The organism is Nonomuraea pusilla (assembly GCF_900109355.1).
Lineage (GTDB): Bacteria > Actinomycetota > Actinomycetes > Streptosporangiales > Streptosporangiaceae > Nonomuraea > Nonomuraea pusilla.
In genome coordinates, this window is record NZ_FOBF01000016.1 from 94,874 (window position 1) to 108,185 (window position 13,312).

Annotated in this window: 17 protein-coding genes and 1 tRNA gene; 10 read left to right on the forward strand and 8 right to left on the reverse strand. The window is 72.7% G+C overall.

All coding sequences use genetic code 11. From position 1 onward, the window contains the following. The first annotated feature begins 172 nt into the window (after positions 1–172). From BMX74_RS28990 to BMX74_RS29000, 3 genes are all read left to right on the forward strand, one after another. The gene (locus BMX74_RS28990; protein ID WP_091103869.1) at positions 173–880 is read left to right on the forward strand and encodes a FadR/GntR family transcriptional regulator; all 708 of its coding nucleotides are present in this window, start codon (positions 173–175) and stop codon (positions 878–880) included. A 17-nt stretch (positions 881–897) separates the two neighbouring features. Then, on the forward strand, positions 898–1,782 hold the full coding sequence (locus tag BMX74_RS28995; protein WP_091103870.1) for a DUF4429 domain-containing protein: 885 nt from the start codon (positions 898–900) through the stop codon (positions 1,780–1,782). 253 nt (positions 1,783–2,035) lie between these two features. Further along, positions 2,036–2,632, forward strand: coding sequence for a class I SAM-dependent methyltransferase (locus tag BMX74_RS29000; protein WP_091103959.1), 597 nt, complete (start codon positions 2,036–2,038; stop codon positions 2,630–2,632). A 69-nt stretch (positions 2,633–2,701) separates the two neighbouring features. Here the strand turns inward: BMX74_RS29000 and BMX74_RS29005 are convergent, their stop codons facing one another. The 6 genes from BMX74_RS29005 to BMX74_RS29030 all read right to left on the reverse strand — a co-directional run bounded on the left by BMX74_RS29005 (position 2,702) and on the right by BMX74_RS29030 (position 6,640). Beyond that, entirely contained in the window at positions 2,702–3,337 is a 636-nt protein-coding gene (locus BMX74_RS29005) for a restriction endonuclease (protein WP_143078801.1), read from the reverse strand. 151 nt (positions 3,338–3,488) lie between these two features. Next, positions 3,489–4,004 carry a hypothetical protein gene (locus tag BMX74_RS29010; RefSeq protein ID WP_091103874.1) on the reverse strand — a complete coding sequence of 172 codons (516 nt, stop codon included), beginning with the start codon at positions 4,002–4,004 and terminating at the stop codon, positions 3,489–3,491. Positions 4,005–4,009: 5 nt separating this feature from the next. Then, the gene (locus BMX74_RS29015) at positions 4,010–4,678 is read right to left on the reverse strand and encodes a hypothetical protein (RefSeq protein WP_143078802.1); all 669 of its coding nucleotides are present in this window, start codon (positions 4,676–4,678) and stop codon (positions 4,010–4,012) included. Positions 4,679–4,741: 63 nt separating this feature from the next. Next, positions 4,742–4,818, reverse strand: a tRNA-Lys gene (locus BMX74_RS29020). Between the two features lie 63 nt (positions 4,819–4,881). Beyond that, a complete protein-coding gene (locus BMX74_RS29025; protein WP_218154097.1) occupies positions 4,882–5,805 on the reverse strand; it encodes a nucleoside hydrolase in 924 nt (307 codons plus the stop codon). A 442-nt stretch (positions 5,806–6,247) separates the two neighbouring features. Then, positions 6,248–6,640: an OsmC family protein gene (locus BMX74_RS29030; RefSeq protein ID WP_055509631.1), complete on the reverse strand. Its 393-nt coding sequence runs from the start codon at positions 6,638–6,640 to the stop codon at positions 6,248–6,250. Between the two features lie 52 nt (positions 6,641–6,692). Between BMX74_RS29030 and BMX74_RS29035 the strand changes: the two genes are divergently transcribed. Both BMX74_RS29035 and BMX74_RS29040 read left to right on the forward strand, forming a co-directional pair. After that, complete coding sequence (locus BMX74_RS29035) at positions 6,693–7,412, forward strand: ferredoxin reductase domain-containing protein (protein ID WP_143078803.1); 720 nt, start codon at positions 6,693–6,695, stop codon at positions 7,410–7,412. A 49-nt stretch (positions 7,413–7,461) separates the two neighbouring features. After that, positions 7,462–8,223: an FAD:protein FMN transferase gene (locus BMX74_RS29040; RefSeq protein ID WP_143078804.1), complete on the forward strand. Its 762-nt coding sequence runs from the start codon at positions 7,462–7,464 to the stop codon at positions 8,221–8,223. 3 nt (positions 8,224–8,226) lie between these two features. Here the strand turns inward: BMX74_RS29040 and BMX74_RS29045 are convergent, their stop codons facing one another. Then, positions 8,227–8,502, reverse strand: coding sequence for a hypothetical protein (locus tag BMX74_RS29045; RefSeq protein WP_055509625.1), 276 nt, complete (start codon positions 8,500–8,502; stop codon positions 8,227–8,229). A 96-nt stretch (positions 8,503–8,598) separates the two neighbouring features. On the opposite strand from BMX74_RS29045, the gene BMX74_RS29050 reads away from it, so the two are divergent. The 3 genes from BMX74_RS29050 to BMX74_RS29060 are packed head-to-tail and all read left to right on the forward strand — an operon-like array spanning position 8,599 to position 10,558. Next, positions 8,599–8,979, forward strand: a complete 381-nt coding sequence (locus BMX74_RS29050; protein WP_091103878.1) for a phage holin family protein — start codon at positions 8,599–8,601, stop codon at positions 8,977–8,979. 7 nt (positions 8,980–8,986) lie between these two features. Next, positions 8,987–10,300 (forward strand): aromatic amino acid ammonia-lyase, encoded by a 1,314-nt coding sequence (locus tag BMX74_RS29055; protein WP_091103879.1) that lies wholly within the window; start codon positions 8,987–8,989, stop codon positions 10,298–10,300. Between the two features lie 18 nt (positions 10,301–10,318). Beyond that, positions 10,319–10,558: a DUF488 domain-containing protein gene (locus BMX74_RS29060; RefSeq protein ID WP_091103881.1), complete on the forward strand. Its 240-nt coding sequence runs from the start codon at positions 10,319–10,321 to the stop codon at positions 10,556–10,558. A gap of 153 nt (positions 10,559–10,711) precedes the next feature. On the opposite strand, the gene BMX74_RS29065 is transcribed toward BMX74_RS29060, so the two are convergent. Further along, the gene (locus tag BMX74_RS29065; RefSeq protein ID WP_256257319.1) at positions 10,712–11,710 is read right to left on the reverse strand and encodes a LacI family DNA-binding transcriptional regulator; all 999 of its coding nucleotides are present in this window, start codon (positions 11,708–11,710) and stop codon (positions 10,712–10,714) included. A 165-nt stretch (positions 11,711–11,875) separates the two neighbouring features. On the opposite strand from BMX74_RS29065, the gene BMX74_RS29070 reads away from it, so the two are divergent. Further along, complete coding sequence (locus BMX74_RS29070) at positions 11,876–12,754, forward strand: amidohydrolase family protein (protein WP_091103884.1); 879 nt, start codon at positions 11,876–11,878, stop codon at positions 12,752–12,754. Continuing rightward, positions 12,751–13,308, forward strand: coding sequence for a cysteine dioxygenase (locus BMX74_RS29075; RefSeq protein WP_055505089.1), 558 nt, complete (start codon positions 12,751–12,753; stop codon positions 13,306–13,308). Before BMX74_RS29070 ends, BMX74_RS29075 begins: the two co-directional genes overlap by 4 nt. Positions 13,309–13,312 lie beyond the last annotated feature (4 nt).

Below are 13,312 nucleotides of genomic sequence, written 5' to 3' on the forward strand. Positions count from 1 at the left end.
CCGCTGGGCTGCGCCGGGCCGCCATCGGAGGGGAGGCCCGACGTGGGACGTGGGACGTGGGACGTCCCATGTCCTATGTTTGCGTAAAGTGGACGCTAGATGCCGGGGCCGCTTGAGGTCAACAGGAGATCTCCGGAATGTTACGCAAGTGCCTACCAGAGAGGAATTTTGCATGACCACTGTCCCGCGCCCGCGGCCCAGCCGTGCCGCCGAGGCTCAGGAGAGCGTCAAAGAGCTGATCCTCCGGCGCGGGCTCATGGCGGGAGACCCCCTGCCGACCGAGTCGGAGCTGATGGAGGAACTGCGCGTCAGCCGCAACTCCATCCGGGAGGCGCTCAAGGCCCTCCAGGCCGTCGGCATCGTCGACATCCGCCACGGGTTCGGCATGTTCGTCGGCAGGATGTCCCTGGCCGGCCTCGTGGACGAGCTCGCCTTCCACAGCCGCATCACCCTCCAGGACGGGCGCAACCACCTCCGCTACCTGATCGAGATCAGGGAGATCCTGGAGAGCGGCCTCGTCCAGCGCCTCATCGACCTCGGCCCCGAGGCCGACCTCTCCCCCGTGGGCGACGTCATGGCCCGCATGGAGGCCCAGGCCCAGGTGGAGGAGATCTCCCCCGAGACCGACCGGCTCTTCCACGACGTCCTCTACCGCCCCCTCAGCAACCCCCTCGTCAGCCAGCTCCTCGGCGCCTTCTGGGACGTCTACCACCAGCTCCGCGAGCACCTCGGCGCCCCCGACGAGCCGCCCGCCGACGTCGCCAGGCGGCACCGCGACATCTACGACGCCGTCCTCGCGGGCGACAGGGCGGCGGCCGTCGCCGCCGTCCACGCCCACTTCGACGGCGTCCGCAACCGTCTGGCCCGTCTGCCCGGCTGACGCTCTAGGCTTCCCTCATGGCCGAGATCGTTGTCGCCGACGGTTCCTGGGGGTTCGACGGCGAGACCCTGCGTCTCGTCCCCGGCAGCGGCAAGGACGTTCACGAGCTGCGCAGGACGCTGGGCGAGCTGGTCGTGCCGCTCGAAGCCGTCGCGGGCATCGCCTTCGAGCCCTCCCGCAAGGGCGGGCACATCCGCCTGCGCCTGCGCAAGGGGGCCGATCCGCTGACCGACGCCGTGGCCGGGTCGCTCGGGCCGCCCGCCGACCCGTACCGGCTGGCGGTGCCGAAGGACCGCGCGGGGGCGGCCGAGTACTTCGCCGACGAGGTCCGCGACACCCTGCGGCTCTGGCCGCACTCCGCCACCGCCTGCGACGGCTTCCTCCTGCCCGGCCCGGCCGTGCCCGTGACGGCCACGGCGGGCGACGGCACGGCGACGTTCGACGGCGAACGCGTCCGCCTGGAGTGGACCGGCTTCGCCGCCGGCGAGAAGGAGCACGCGGGCCCGCAGGAGCTGTCGCTCAGCGAGATCGCTGGCGTGGAGTGGAAGCCGCAGTCCGGCATGGGCTACGGCACGCTGCGCTTCCGGGTGAAGGGCGAGCCGCCCGCCAGGCCGCCGCAGAAGGACCCGCACTGCGTGGCCTGGGGCATCCAGCGCTACGGCGGCACCACCGCCCTGGTCGCGGCGGCCGTGTACGCCCGCCTGCCCCGCGACGCCCAGGAACTGCCCCCGGCCCCCGCGCCGGCGGGCACCGGAGCCGGGGTCGGCGGGTCGGGCGACGTGCACGACGCGGTGCTGCGCCGCCTCGCGGAGCTGGGCGAGCTCCACCGCAGCGGCGTCCTCACCGACGAGGAGTTCGCCGCCGCCAAACAGGCCATGATCCGCCGCCTCCAGGACTCCTGACCGAACCCCCCTACGCCCCGGACGCCCCGAACGCCCGTAGGACCCGAAAGCCGAGGACGACCCGAACAACCCGGGCGACCCGGGGCCCCGTGGGCCGGGGGGCCCGGGCGAGCATGCTGGGGACGGGGAGGATCCCGACGATCCAGGGGACCGCGGGCAACCCGGGCAACCCGCCCTCCCCCGGCGGTCGGACCCCCGGCAGTCGCAGGCTCGCCGGTTGCACGGGGCGGGTGGCGCTGTCAGGGTGGCCAAGGTGTCTGATCACCGGAACCATGAGTGGAACCACAACGTCCACTACCACCCGCTCGTCCTGCGCGCCCTGCCCGAGCGCTGCGAGAGCGCGCTGGACGTCGGCTGCGGCGACGGGCTGCTCGCCGCGAAGCTGGCCGCCAGGGCCGGCCACGTCACCGGCGTCGACTCCTCCCCCGAGATGATCGAGCTGGCGCGGCGGCGGCACCCCGGCGTGGAGTTCGTCCACGGTGACTTCATGTCCTGGCCCCACGGCCGCTACGACGTCGTCACGTCCGTCGCGACGATCCACCACATGGCGTTCGACGCGGCGCTGTCGAGGATGGCCGCCGCGCTGCGCCCCGGCGGCACGCTCGTCGTCCTCGGCGTGCCCCGCACGTCGCCCGCCGACCTGCCGTACGAGCTGCTCGGCGTCCCGTACAACCGGCTGATGAAGGCGCTGCGCCGGGAGGCGCAGGCCGACGGGATGCCGGCGCGGCAGCCGGAGATGACCTGGGCCGAGGTGCGGCGGCGTGCCCGCCGCCTGCTGCCGGGGGTCCGCTGCCGCAGGCACCTGCTGTGGAGGTACTCCCTGGTCTGGTGCAGGCCCCCAGGACGCTGAGAGCGGCCGACGCCGCGACCCGGCGCGACCGGGCTCGGAACGCGACCCGGCTCGGAAGGGCGTGGGCCGTCACCACGGGCGGCGGGAGGGCGGCAGCAGGGCGGCCCTGCCCAGCAGCCAGTCGGCGAGCCCGTCGCGTTCGACGACGATGAGCGGCTGCCGGGCCGCGGCCGCCTCCGTCCTGGCCTGCCGGGTGAGATGACCGCTGGTGACCAGGACGCCGGTGTGCCCGGCGAAGGTGTTGGCCAGCGCCCCGAGGAAGTTGCGCACCTCGGGTGCCCCCACCTTCCTGGTGTACCGCTTGCACTGGATGGCGTACCGGCCGCGCCCAGGGGCGACGGCCACGATGTCCACCCCGAGGTCGCCGCTGCCGCCTCGCTGGGTCACCTGGCGGAACCCGTCGGCGCGTAACCGCTCGGCGACGAGCTGTTCGAACTGGCCTCCGGTGAGCCGGTCGACCTGCTCCAGCCGGGCGTTGGCGGCCAGGAAGCGCGCCCGCCGCGCCTCGATCAGCCGGACCCGCAGGACGAGCCCGCCGGCCAGCCCGGCCGCGAGCAGGGCGGCGACGGCCGCCGCCCAGCCGGGATGGGCCTGGACGAACTCGACCACCGCCGCGGCCAGCGCGACGGCGCACCCCACCAGCGCCGGGAGCAGGACGCGCGGCTTGTCGCGCCTGCTCCGGCGGCCGTTCCCTCGCCTCGCCACGGACCCCTCCCCGGAGAATGACGGCGTCGAGGACGAGTGTGAACGCGACGACCGACAGAAAAGCGGAGACTCCGGCCCGGCGGCGCCGGACGGGGGGCCCGCGGCGGCGCGCCGAACCGCCACGGGGCTCGGGAGCTTCCTGGAGCGGCCGTCACTTCCCGGTGGGGAACGTCGCGGGGAAGGAGGGCGCGGGGTCGTTCGTCCTCGGGTCGTTGACCACCATGCCGAGTGCCGCGCCCGTGACCCCGCCCAGCGCCAGCGCCACGATCAGCGCGCCTGCCGCGAGCAGCGCGAACACCGCCGTCCCCGGCCGGCGGCGGGAGACCTCCGGCGCGGGAGGGGAAGTGTGGAGACCGGACGGTCCGGGGTGGTAGGGCGGCGACTGCGGCTGGCCCGCATGCGGCTGACCCGGCTGGGCCGCATACTGCTGACCCGGCTGGGGCGCGTACGGCTGGCCCGCCTGCGGCCAGGGCGGCTGCGGGCCGGGCGGCTGGGGCGGCCACTGGGCGGGTGGCCGGCCCGCCGCGTGATCGGAAGGCTGCGGCGGGGCGGGGTGGTGCTGCGGCGGCGGCCCGGGAGGCGGCGGGGCCTGCACCGGCTGCCAGGCGGCGCCGTCCCACCAGAACCTGCCGTCGGGAGAGTACGGCCCGCCGGATTGATCCGCCATCGCTGTCAGTACCTCCGCTTCATCGTGAGGTCGATGCTCTGCGCGTTCCGCTGCAGCACGTACTCCCAGCCGAGGACGTAGGTCACGTCCTTCTCCGCTCGGACCCCTTCGGCCAGCCAGTCGTTGACCTTCTTGACCGTCGTAGGGTCGTCACGGTGCGGCATGGTCGCAAACCATGACATATAGCCCACATCAGCCCCGACCGAGGTGTTGCCGTCCGGGTTCCGGATCTTGAGCTTGACCTTGCTGATGTAGTCGTAGACGTTCAGGGCGGCGGCCGGCCGGTAGAGCACCGCCTCGAACCGCACGTCACCGACCCTCAGGTCACAGGACCAGAAGAGTCTCTCGTCCGCGCACGAGTGCCCCCGGCCCTTCAACGCCTCGACGACAGTGGTGATCTTGAGGCCGGGAACGCAGTCGTGGCCGCAGTAACTCAGGTCCTCTCTGCGGGCGTCGCTCATGACCACGTAACCGCCCACGCCGGCGAGCAGGAAGAGCACCAGGCCGATCGCCCCGACGACGATCAGGCGCGAGCCACGGCGAGCCGGTGCTCCTGACGTGTGCTCCACCGCCGCCTCCCTGCCGCTGGGCCGCCGGGCGCACCCGATCACCTGTCCGTGAGCGGCGAAAAGCCCGAGTCGGTGGATTATAAGCAGGACGTGATGGTTCCGCATGGGCCGTGCATGTGAGGCACATGAAGAAAGCCCAGGCCGGGTGTGCCGACCTGGGCTTCTCGCTGGTGCGCCGCCAGGGACTCGAACCCCGGACCCGCTGATTAAGAGTCAGCTGCTCTGACCAACTGAGCTAGCGGCGCAACAGGTGTAACTGTATCAGCCGCCGGGCAGTGCCCGCACATCGAGCGGAGTCCGGGACGCGATCAGCCGAGCCTGGCGGCCAGCCCCTCGTACGCGCCCAGCATGAGGTCCCAGAACCCCTTCACGTCCAGAGCGGTCGCGACCAGGGCGTTCGTACCCTCGGGGGTCGCCTTGAAGTCGGTCACGGTCATGCCTCGGGTGTAGGTCCCGGCCGTCTCCACGTTCACGACGGCGGGCGCGAGGGTGAACAGCGACGGGTCGAGCACGTACGCCACGGCGCACGCGTCGTGGATGGCGGGCCCGCCTTCGGCCGTGACCACGCCGTACGAGGTGGCGCCGGGCACCAGCAGCTCGGCCAGCCGCCCGAGCGGGCGCATGCGGTCGAGCACGTCGGCCGTCACCAGGGCCGACAGGGTGACGTCCAGGCCCATCTGCTTGACCGTCCACCCGGCCTCGAAGACGATCGCGGCGGCCTCGGGGTCGGCGAGCATGTTGAACTCGGCGGCCGGGTTGTGGTTCCCCCGGCTGAAGGAGCCGCCCATGATGACGATGTCGCGTGCCCACGTCACGACGCGCGGCTCGCGGCGTACGGCCATGGCGACGTTCGACAGCGGGCCGATGGCGACCAGGGTGATCTCGCCGGGGGCGGCGGCGAGGGTCTCGACGATGAAGTCCACGGCGTGGCCGGGCGAGGGGCCGCGCGTGGGCGCGGGCAGCACGACGTCGCCGAGGCCGGTGGCGCCGTGGACGTGGTCGGCGCGGACGGTCCTGTGCAGCAGCGCCCCCGCCATGCCGGGCGTCACGGGCACGTCGCCGAGCTGGAGGAACTCGCGCAGGGCCAGGGCGTTGGCGGTGGTCAGCGAGAGGTCGACGTTCCCGCCGACGGTGGTGACGCCCACGAGGTCGAGCGAAGGGGATCCGGCCGCGAGGGCCAGGGCGAGCGCGTCGTCGATGCCGGGGTCGCAGTCGATGAGGACTTTCTTCACAAACCCGAACAATACGTTGGCCAGAAGAGAATCGGGTGGGGCGGGTTCCCTTCGACCACGCGGCCCGACCGGTGTCGGAGGCACGTTCCCCGAGCGGTGTCGGAGGCAGGTTCCCCGAGCGGTGTCGGAGGCTGGTTCCCCGAGCGCCCGAACCTCCGATCGGTGTCCGGGGCTGGTTCCCCACGCGCCCGGACGGGTCCCGGCCGGTGTCCGGGCATGGATCGGGGCCGGGCAGTTCCCCCAAATCTGCCCGACCCCGATCATCGGCGGTCCAGGCCGGTGTCTTCCCCCAAAAACACCGGCGGTCCCGCACTGTGCGGACTGCGGTCCCCCTCCGCGTCCGCATCGGTGAAGGTCTGTCGGTCGTGTTGACCTGCTACAACGCTACCGAGACGAATGCAACGGTCGCGTCATAACGGGGTCGAATATCTGTTTAATCCGACTACGGAAGTTCCAAACGGACCTCCGTGCCCTCCTGGAGCGACCGGCTGACCGTGCAGTACTTCTCGTGCACGCGCTGGGCCACCGCCCGGTACACCTCGTCCGCCTCCTCCGAGGGCAGTTCCACGTCGTACGTGACCGTGACCGGCCCGAGCCGGTCCGGCTCGACCTTCTCCGCCTCGACCGTCATCGCGAGCCGGACGAGCCGGTGCCCGCGCTTGGCGGTGAGCGGTTCGACGGTCACGATGTTGCAGCCGCCCACGGCGGCCAGCAGCAACTCGACCGGCGTGAACACGCCTTCCTCGTCGCCGCCTCCCATGCGCACCTCGGCGCCGCGGGCGTTGGTCGCCCGGAATCCACCGTCTTCGGTCCGCTCAACTCGCACGTTAGCCATGTTTCAGACTTTACTCAGGAAGCTCTAATGTTCCTTCAGCATCGTGGAGGACATGGCAAGCGAGACGAGAGCGCATCAAGGTCCCGTTCTCTTCTGGTGCGGGGTGGCGGTCGCCGAGTTCGGCACGGTGCAGCCGTCGTTCGGCTATCCGTGGCATCCCACCGCCTACGCCGGCGCCGCCCTGCTCGTGGCACTCGGCCTGACCACCGTCAAGGCGGCCGAGCTCCTGCCGACCGAGCAGGCCAGGCAGCGGCTGCGGCTCGCCGGGTACCTGGCGGGCGCGCTGCTGGTGGCGCATCAGTTCAGCTCCACCGCGTACGTCACCAGCGTGAGCCGGGCCGCTTCGCTCCTCCTGTACGCGGCGGCGGCCGTCATGGCCGTCCTCAGCCACACCGCCCCGTCCAGGGCCAGGGGCTCGCTGCTCATCGCCACCGGCGTCGAGCCGTCCGCCCTGCGCGAGCGGCTGCGCGGCGCCGATCACGGCGGGGGCGGCGGCGACACGGTCGCGGTCTACAGGACCGACCGCGTCACCGACGAGCTGCGCGAGCTGGAGTCCAGGTACGGCGTCATCCTCGTCGTGGGCGAGGAGCACGACCCTCGGGCCAAGGAGCAGGTGAGCGCGTCCGGGCTGAGCCGCCGGGTCCCTGACATCGCCGAGCGGGAGGTCGTCGTCGCAGGTCCGCGCCACTTCCAGCGGTACGTGCGCGGCGCCCTGTCACGCCTCGCCGTCCCGAGGTCACAGATCCGCTTCAAATCCCAGCAAAAGGTTTAGCCTCACATTACGGCCGACGTGGGACGGTGGGCTCGGACAAGGAGGCAAGGTGACGACTTTCCCGGGAAGCGCCCGTGTCGAGACGGTCATGGGCACGCCGGTCAGCGTTGACATCCGTACGGCTCTGCCCGCACGAGAACTGACCCCTCTGCTCGACGACGCCTTCGCCTGGCTGCGCTGGGTGGACGACACCTTCAGCCCGGCCAGGGAGGACAGCCAGATCCGCCGGCTCAACCGAGGCCAGACCATCAGGCAGATCCCCGAGATCATCGAGGTGCTGCACCGCTGCGACGAGCTCCGCGAGGCCACCGGGGGCTGGTTCGACGCCAGGATCAACGGCGTGATCGACCCGTCCGGCTACATCAAGGGCTGGGCGCTGGAGCGGCTGTCACGCGCCCTGTCGCAGGCCGGCGCCGTCGACCACCGCATCACCGCGGGCGGCGACATCCGGGTGCGCGGCTCAGTGGCTCCGGGAAGGCGCTGGCGGGTGCCGCTCCGCGACCCGCGCACGGGCGCCGTCCGCAAGGTCGTCGCCGCCCACGACCTCGGCATCGCCACCTCGGGCGGCTCGCCCGTCGTGAACCCGCTCACCGGGCAGCGCCGCCGCGGCCTCGGCTCCGTGACCGTGCTCGGCCCCGACCTGGGCGTGGCCGACGCGTACGCCACCGCCATGTACGCCATGGGCCCCGCCCTGGCCAGGCGGTTCGCCAAGCGACTGGCCGACGAGGGGCCGTACAGGACGCTGATCGTGAGCCTCGACGGCCAGGAGGTCGCCGAGTACGGCGGCGCGGAGACCCGCCTCGCCGGCTGAGGGTCAGGCGTCGGGGTGGGCGCGCAGGTACTCCACGTAGATGGGGCGCAGCGCCTCGCCCAGGTCGCCCTCGCCCGAGGCGATGGCGTCGCTGAGCAGCGCCGAGACGCGGCTGAGGTCGTTGGCGGTCTCGTTGTCGTGACCGCTGGCGGCCTCGGCGGCCGGGATCACCTTCAGCAGGTTCCACAGGAATCCCAGGTCGCCGTGGTGAACCGCGTAGCGCACCGCGCGGTCGTGCAGCTCGCTCGCCGGCAACGACTCAAGCCCGTTAGCGTCCATGTCGCTCCCTCCCAGCACGCCCCTTCCCCGCGCCGGACCGCCTGTAACGCCGCCGTCCCATCGCACCCGGCTGCGCAAAGTGGAAGTATCACAAGCGTGAAGTTCATCATCAGAACCCTCGCGGCCGCGGTCGCCCTGTGGGTGGCCGTGCAGGTCGTCCCGGGCATCGAGGTCAACACCTCCTCCGGCGGCGCCACGTACTGGGGCGTCCTGCTGCTCGTGGCCCTGATCTTCGGCCTGGTCAACGCCATCGTGAAGCCGATCGTCAAGGCGCTCGGCTGCGCGATCATCGTCCTGACGCTCGGGCTGTTCCTCCTCGTCATCAACGCGGCCATGCTGCTGCTGACGAGCTGGATCTCCGGCCAGCTCGACATCCCCTTCCACGTCGCCGACTTCTACCCCGCCGCCTTCTGGGGCGCGATCATCATCAGTGTCGTGAGCTGGCTGCTCGGCCTGATCCTCCCGGACGGCGACTGACCTCCCCATGGAGCTGACGGGTGCGGGCCTGACCTGCGCGCAGGTGCACGAGGCGGGGCTCGGCGGGGTCCGCGTCACCGTCTCGAGGCTGGAGCGGGCGCGCGCCGCCTGGGCCACCGCCCAGGAGCTGACCGGCCCCGTGTACGGCCGCACCACCGGCGTCGGGGCGAACAGGGACGTCCCCCTCGACGCCCCCGGCCTCGACCTGCTGCGCAGCCACGCCTGCGGCGCGGGGCCGCCCGTCGAGCCCGAGCGGGCCAGGGCCATGCTCGTGGTCAGGCTCAACCAGCTTCTCGCCGGCGGCTCCGGCGTCGACCCCGGCGTGCTCCCCGTGCTCGCCGACGCGGTCAACGCCGGCTGCACCCCGCCGATCCTGACGTACGGCGCCATCGGCACGGGCGACCTGACGGCGCTCGCCACCACCGCCCTGTGCCTGCTGGGCGAGCTGCCGTGGCGCGACGAACCGGCCGACCCGCCCCGCTACCCGCTGTCCTCCTCCGACGCCCTGCCCTTCATCAGCTCGGGCGCGGCCACCCTGGCCGACGCCGCGATCGCCTGCCACCGCCTCGGCCTGCTGCTGGACGCCGCCGTGGACGTGGCGGCCCTGTCGTTCACCGCCGTCTCGGCCTCGGCCGAGCCGCTGGCGGCGGCCGTGCAGGAGGCCAGGCCGCACCCCGGCCAGGCGGTCGTGGCCGCGCGCCTGCGCGGCCTGCTCACGGGCGAACGCGCGGCCCGCCTGCAGGACCCGTACGGCTACCGGGCGTTCGCGCAGGTGCACGGCGCGGCCGTGGACGCGCTCGGCCACGCCGCCGCCGTGGTCGAGACCGACATGAACGCCGCCACCGAGAACCCCCTCATCGCGGACTCGCTGGCCTGGCACAACGGCAACTTCCACAGCGCGCCCGTGGCCCTCGCGCTGGACGCGCTGCGGGCCGCGCTCGTCCAGACGGCGCAGCTCAGCACGGCCAGGCTGGCGACGCTCATGAACCCGGCCCACACCGGCCGCCTGCCGTTCCTGGCCGCCGCCGAGGGCGGCTCGGGCGCGCTGATCCTGGAGTACGTGGCCCAGGACGCCCTGGCGGAGCTGCGCCACCTGGCCACCCCGGTGACCACGGGCACCGCCGTGATCTCCCTCGGCACCGAGGACCACGCCGGTTTCGCCACCCAGGCCGCCCGCTACGCGCTGCGCTGCGCCGAGCCCCTGGAGATCGTCCTGGCCTGCGAACGGGCAGCCGCCGTACGCGCCCTCAACCCCCCGCCCCCGGACCGCCCCCTCACCCAGGACCTCACGACCGCCCGCCAAGCGCTGCGACGTGTATGAGACGGCGCGCCGCCTACCATGAGAGAGTCGGAGCTGCTGGTGGACGTGAGGTTGACGCCCATCTCCCGCAAGCGCGGATTCAGCAAGACCGCTCTGGCCACGGCGCTCGCCGCCGCGGGGATCGCCTGCCGGCACATGCGCGCTCTTGGCAACCCGAAGTGGAACAGGGCAGGTTTCTCCGGCAGCCCGGCCGAGCCGGGCACGGCCCGGGGGGTGTATGCCGACCGGCTGCTGGCCGCCGAGGCACGTTCACGGTGATGAGCGCGCTGAGCTGCCGGAAGTCTTTGCCGCGCGGCTTGTCCTGGAGCGTTCCAAGGTCCGGGGAGAACAAGGAGGGCTGTTCCATCGTGAAGATCCTCCGAATGCCGAGGGGATGATCTCCGCCATAGCTTTACCCCGTCTTCTGACGGGCTATTTACCGTTGTTCGCCAGGGCGACGGAGCCGCGTTCCTTGAGGGTGGGGCGTTGGACGATGCGGCGGCGGCGGGACGGGCCGTCGGCGGCGGCCGACATGAGGCGGACGGCGGCGCTGACGATGCCGTCGATGTTCCAGTCGACGGTGGTGAGGCCGGGCGTGAGCAGCTCGGACATCGGGTGGTCGTCGTAGCCCATGACGGAGACGTCGCCGGGGATCGACAGGCCGAGGTCGCGGGCCGCCGCGTAGACGCCGTACGCGATGGAGTCGGCGAAGCAGAAGACGGCGCCCGGCCGCTCGGACTCCAGCAGGGCGCAGGCGGCGGCGGTGGCGCCGGGCAGGTCGTGGGGCGCGGTGGCGACCAGGATGTCGAGCCCGAGCCGGTCGGCCTCGGCGGTGACGTGGACGTCGGCGGGCCGGTCGGGGGTGCTGGGCCTGGTCGGGGTGAGGACGGCGACGCGGCGGTGGCCGAGGTGGCGCAGGTGCTCAAGGGCGAGGGTGACGCCGCTGCGGTTGTCGAAGACGACCTCGCCGGCGGTGCCGGGAAGGGAGTCGCCGATGGCCACGACGGGCAGCGACTCGCACAGCTCGGCCCAGAACGGCGCGGCCGGGTCGAGCGGCTGGACGATCAGGCCGTCGACGCGCTGGTCGCGCAGCTGCCTGGCGAGGGCCCGCTCGCGGGACGGGTCGCCGACGGCGTCGAGGATGAGCGCGTAGCGGTCCTTCTCGCGAAGGCCGCGGCTGATGCCGGTGGCCAGCGACTGCTGCCACAGGTCTTCGAGCGAGCCGCACAGCACGCCGATCATGCCGCTGCGCCCGCTGGCGAGCGCCCTGGCGATGGGGTCGGCCTCGTAGCCGAGCTCGGCGGCGGCGGCCCTGACGCGCTCCATCGTCTCCTCGGAGACCTGCAGACCTCGCAGCGCGTACGACACAGCGGCCGGCGACAGGCCGGTGGCCCTCGCCACTTCGCGGATCGTCGCTCTCTTGCGCGGCACGCCCGCCAGCCTATTGCGTGTCGCCGACAGTTTCCCTGAGCCGTTGACAACCCGGAGGTGAAACGGTTCACTGAACCGTATCACTGAACCGCTTCACAGGGCAGTGAGCACGGGCGGTGGACATATTCCTGTATTGTCTGTCGGAAATACAGGGAGGAGGAGTTCGTGGGCGTCGACGTGCACCAGCACCTGTGGGCCCCGGGGTTCGTCGAGGCCCTGCGCCACCGCGCGTCCCCGCCCAGGCTCGACGGCTGGACGCTGCTCCTCGACGGCGAGGAGCCGTACGAGGTGAACCCCGCCGACCACGACCCCGCCGAGCGCGCGCGGCGCGACGCCGCCGCCGGGCTCGACCTGGTCCTGCTGTCGCTGTCGAGCCCGCTCGGCATCGAGTTCCTGCCGCCCGAGGAGTCGTGGCCGCTCATCGACGCCCACCACGACGGCGCGCTCGCGCTCGGCGCGCCGTACGGCGCGTGGGCCGCGACCTGCCTCAGCGAGCCCGACCCCGACCGCCTGGCGAAGGACCTCGACCGCGGGCTGGCCGGGCTGCAGATCCCGGCCGGCGCCGAGCCCGACGACCGGCTGCTCGACGTGCTCACCGAGCGCGACCTGCCGCTGTTCGTCCATCCAGGGCCGGTCGCGAGCCCTCCCGGCCTGCCGGGCTGGTGGCCCGCCATGGTGCCGTACGTGCAGCAGATGCACGCCGCCTGGCACCGCTTCCACGCCGTGGTCAGGCCGCGGCACCCGCGGCTACGCGTCTGCTTCGCCCTGCTCGCGGGGCTCGCGCCGCTGCACTCCGAGCGGCTCATCGCCAGGGGCGGCCCGCGCCGCGGCCTGGTGGACCCCGGCTGCTACGTGGAGACCTCCTCCTACGGCCCGCGCGCGATCGACGCGATCGTCCGCGAGCTCGGCGTCGACGTCGTCGTGAACGGCTCCGACGCCCCCTACGCCACGGCTCCCGACCCGGGGCTCGGCGTGGCCGCCCGCCACGCGGTCCGGGTCGCCAACCCCCTCCGGCTACTCGGCAGAAAGGAGACACGTACGTGAGCACCAGGGAGAACCGGGACGAGGGCCTCGCCGCCCGCCTCCCCGAGCGGACGCTCGACCGGCGGGAGCTGCGTGACCTGGTGAACGATCTGGCGGACCGCCCCGTGGAGTGGGCCGACGAGGTGCGCTTCCCCGAGGGCGGCGGCCGGCACTACGCCTCGCTGCACCGCGACGCGTACGTGGACGTGTGGCTGCTGTGCTGGCGGCCCGAGGACGACACGGGCTGGCACGACCACGACATCTCCTCCGGGGCGGTGCGGGTGGTGCGGGGCGCGCTGAAGGAGTGCAACCCGCGCATCGGCGGCGAGCACCTGGAGACGGTGGTGGCCGAGGGCCAGTCGTTCTCGTTCGGGCCCGACCACATCCACCGGCTGACCGGCGCGCTGCCGGAGAGCGTGTCCATCCACGCGTACTCGCCGCCGCTGTGGCGGCTCGGGCAGTACTCGATCGACGAGGGCGGCGTGATGCGGCGGGTCTCGGTGAGCTACGCCGACGAGCTGCGTCCGATCGAGCCCGACGCGGTGGCGGGCACGGCGGACCCCGCGGTCGCCTGAGCGA

What these genes read in the sequence shown, in the direction of transcription:
- BMX74_RS29055 (WP_091103879.1), top strand. Translation starts at nt 8,987, where the DNA reads ATGGAGCTGACGGGTGCGGGCCTGACCTGCGCGCAGGTGCACGAGGCG.
- BMX74_RS29015 (WP_143078802.1), bottom strand. Translation starts at nt 4,678, where the DNA reads ATGCGGAACCATCACGTCCTGCTTATAATCCACCGACTCGGGCTTTTC.
- BMX74_RS29060 (WP_091103881.1), top strand. Translation starts at nt 10,319, where the DNA reads ATGAGAGAGTCGGAGCTGCTGGTGGACGTGAGGTTGACGCCCATCTCC.
- BMX74_RS29035 (WP_143078803.1), top strand. Translation starts at nt 6,693, where the DNA reads ATGGCAAGCGAGACGAGAGCGCATCAAGGTCCCGTTCTCTTCTGGTGC.
- BMX74_RS28995 (WP_091103870.1), top strand. Translation starts at nt 898, where the DNA reads ATGGCCGAGATCGTTGTCGCCGACGGTTCCTGGGGGTTCGACGGCGAG.
- BMX74_RS28990 (WP_091103869.1), top strand. Translation starts at nt 173, where the DNA reads ATGACCACTGTCCCGCGCCCGCGGCCCAGCCGTGCCGCCGAGGCTCAG.
- BMX74_RS29010 (WP_091103874.1), bottom strand. Translation starts at nt 4,004, where the DNA reads ATGGCGGATCAATCCGGCGGGCCGTACTCTCCCGACGGCAGGTTCTGG.
- BMX74_RS29030 (WP_055509631.1), bottom strand. Translation starts at nt 6,640, where the DNA reads ATGGCTAACGTGCGAGTTGAGCGGACCGAAGACGGTGGATTCCGGGCG.
- BMX74_RS29045 (WP_055509625.1), bottom strand. Translation starts at nt 8,502, where the DNA reads ATGGACGCTAACGGGCTTGAGTCGTTGCCGGCGAGCGAGCTGCACGAC.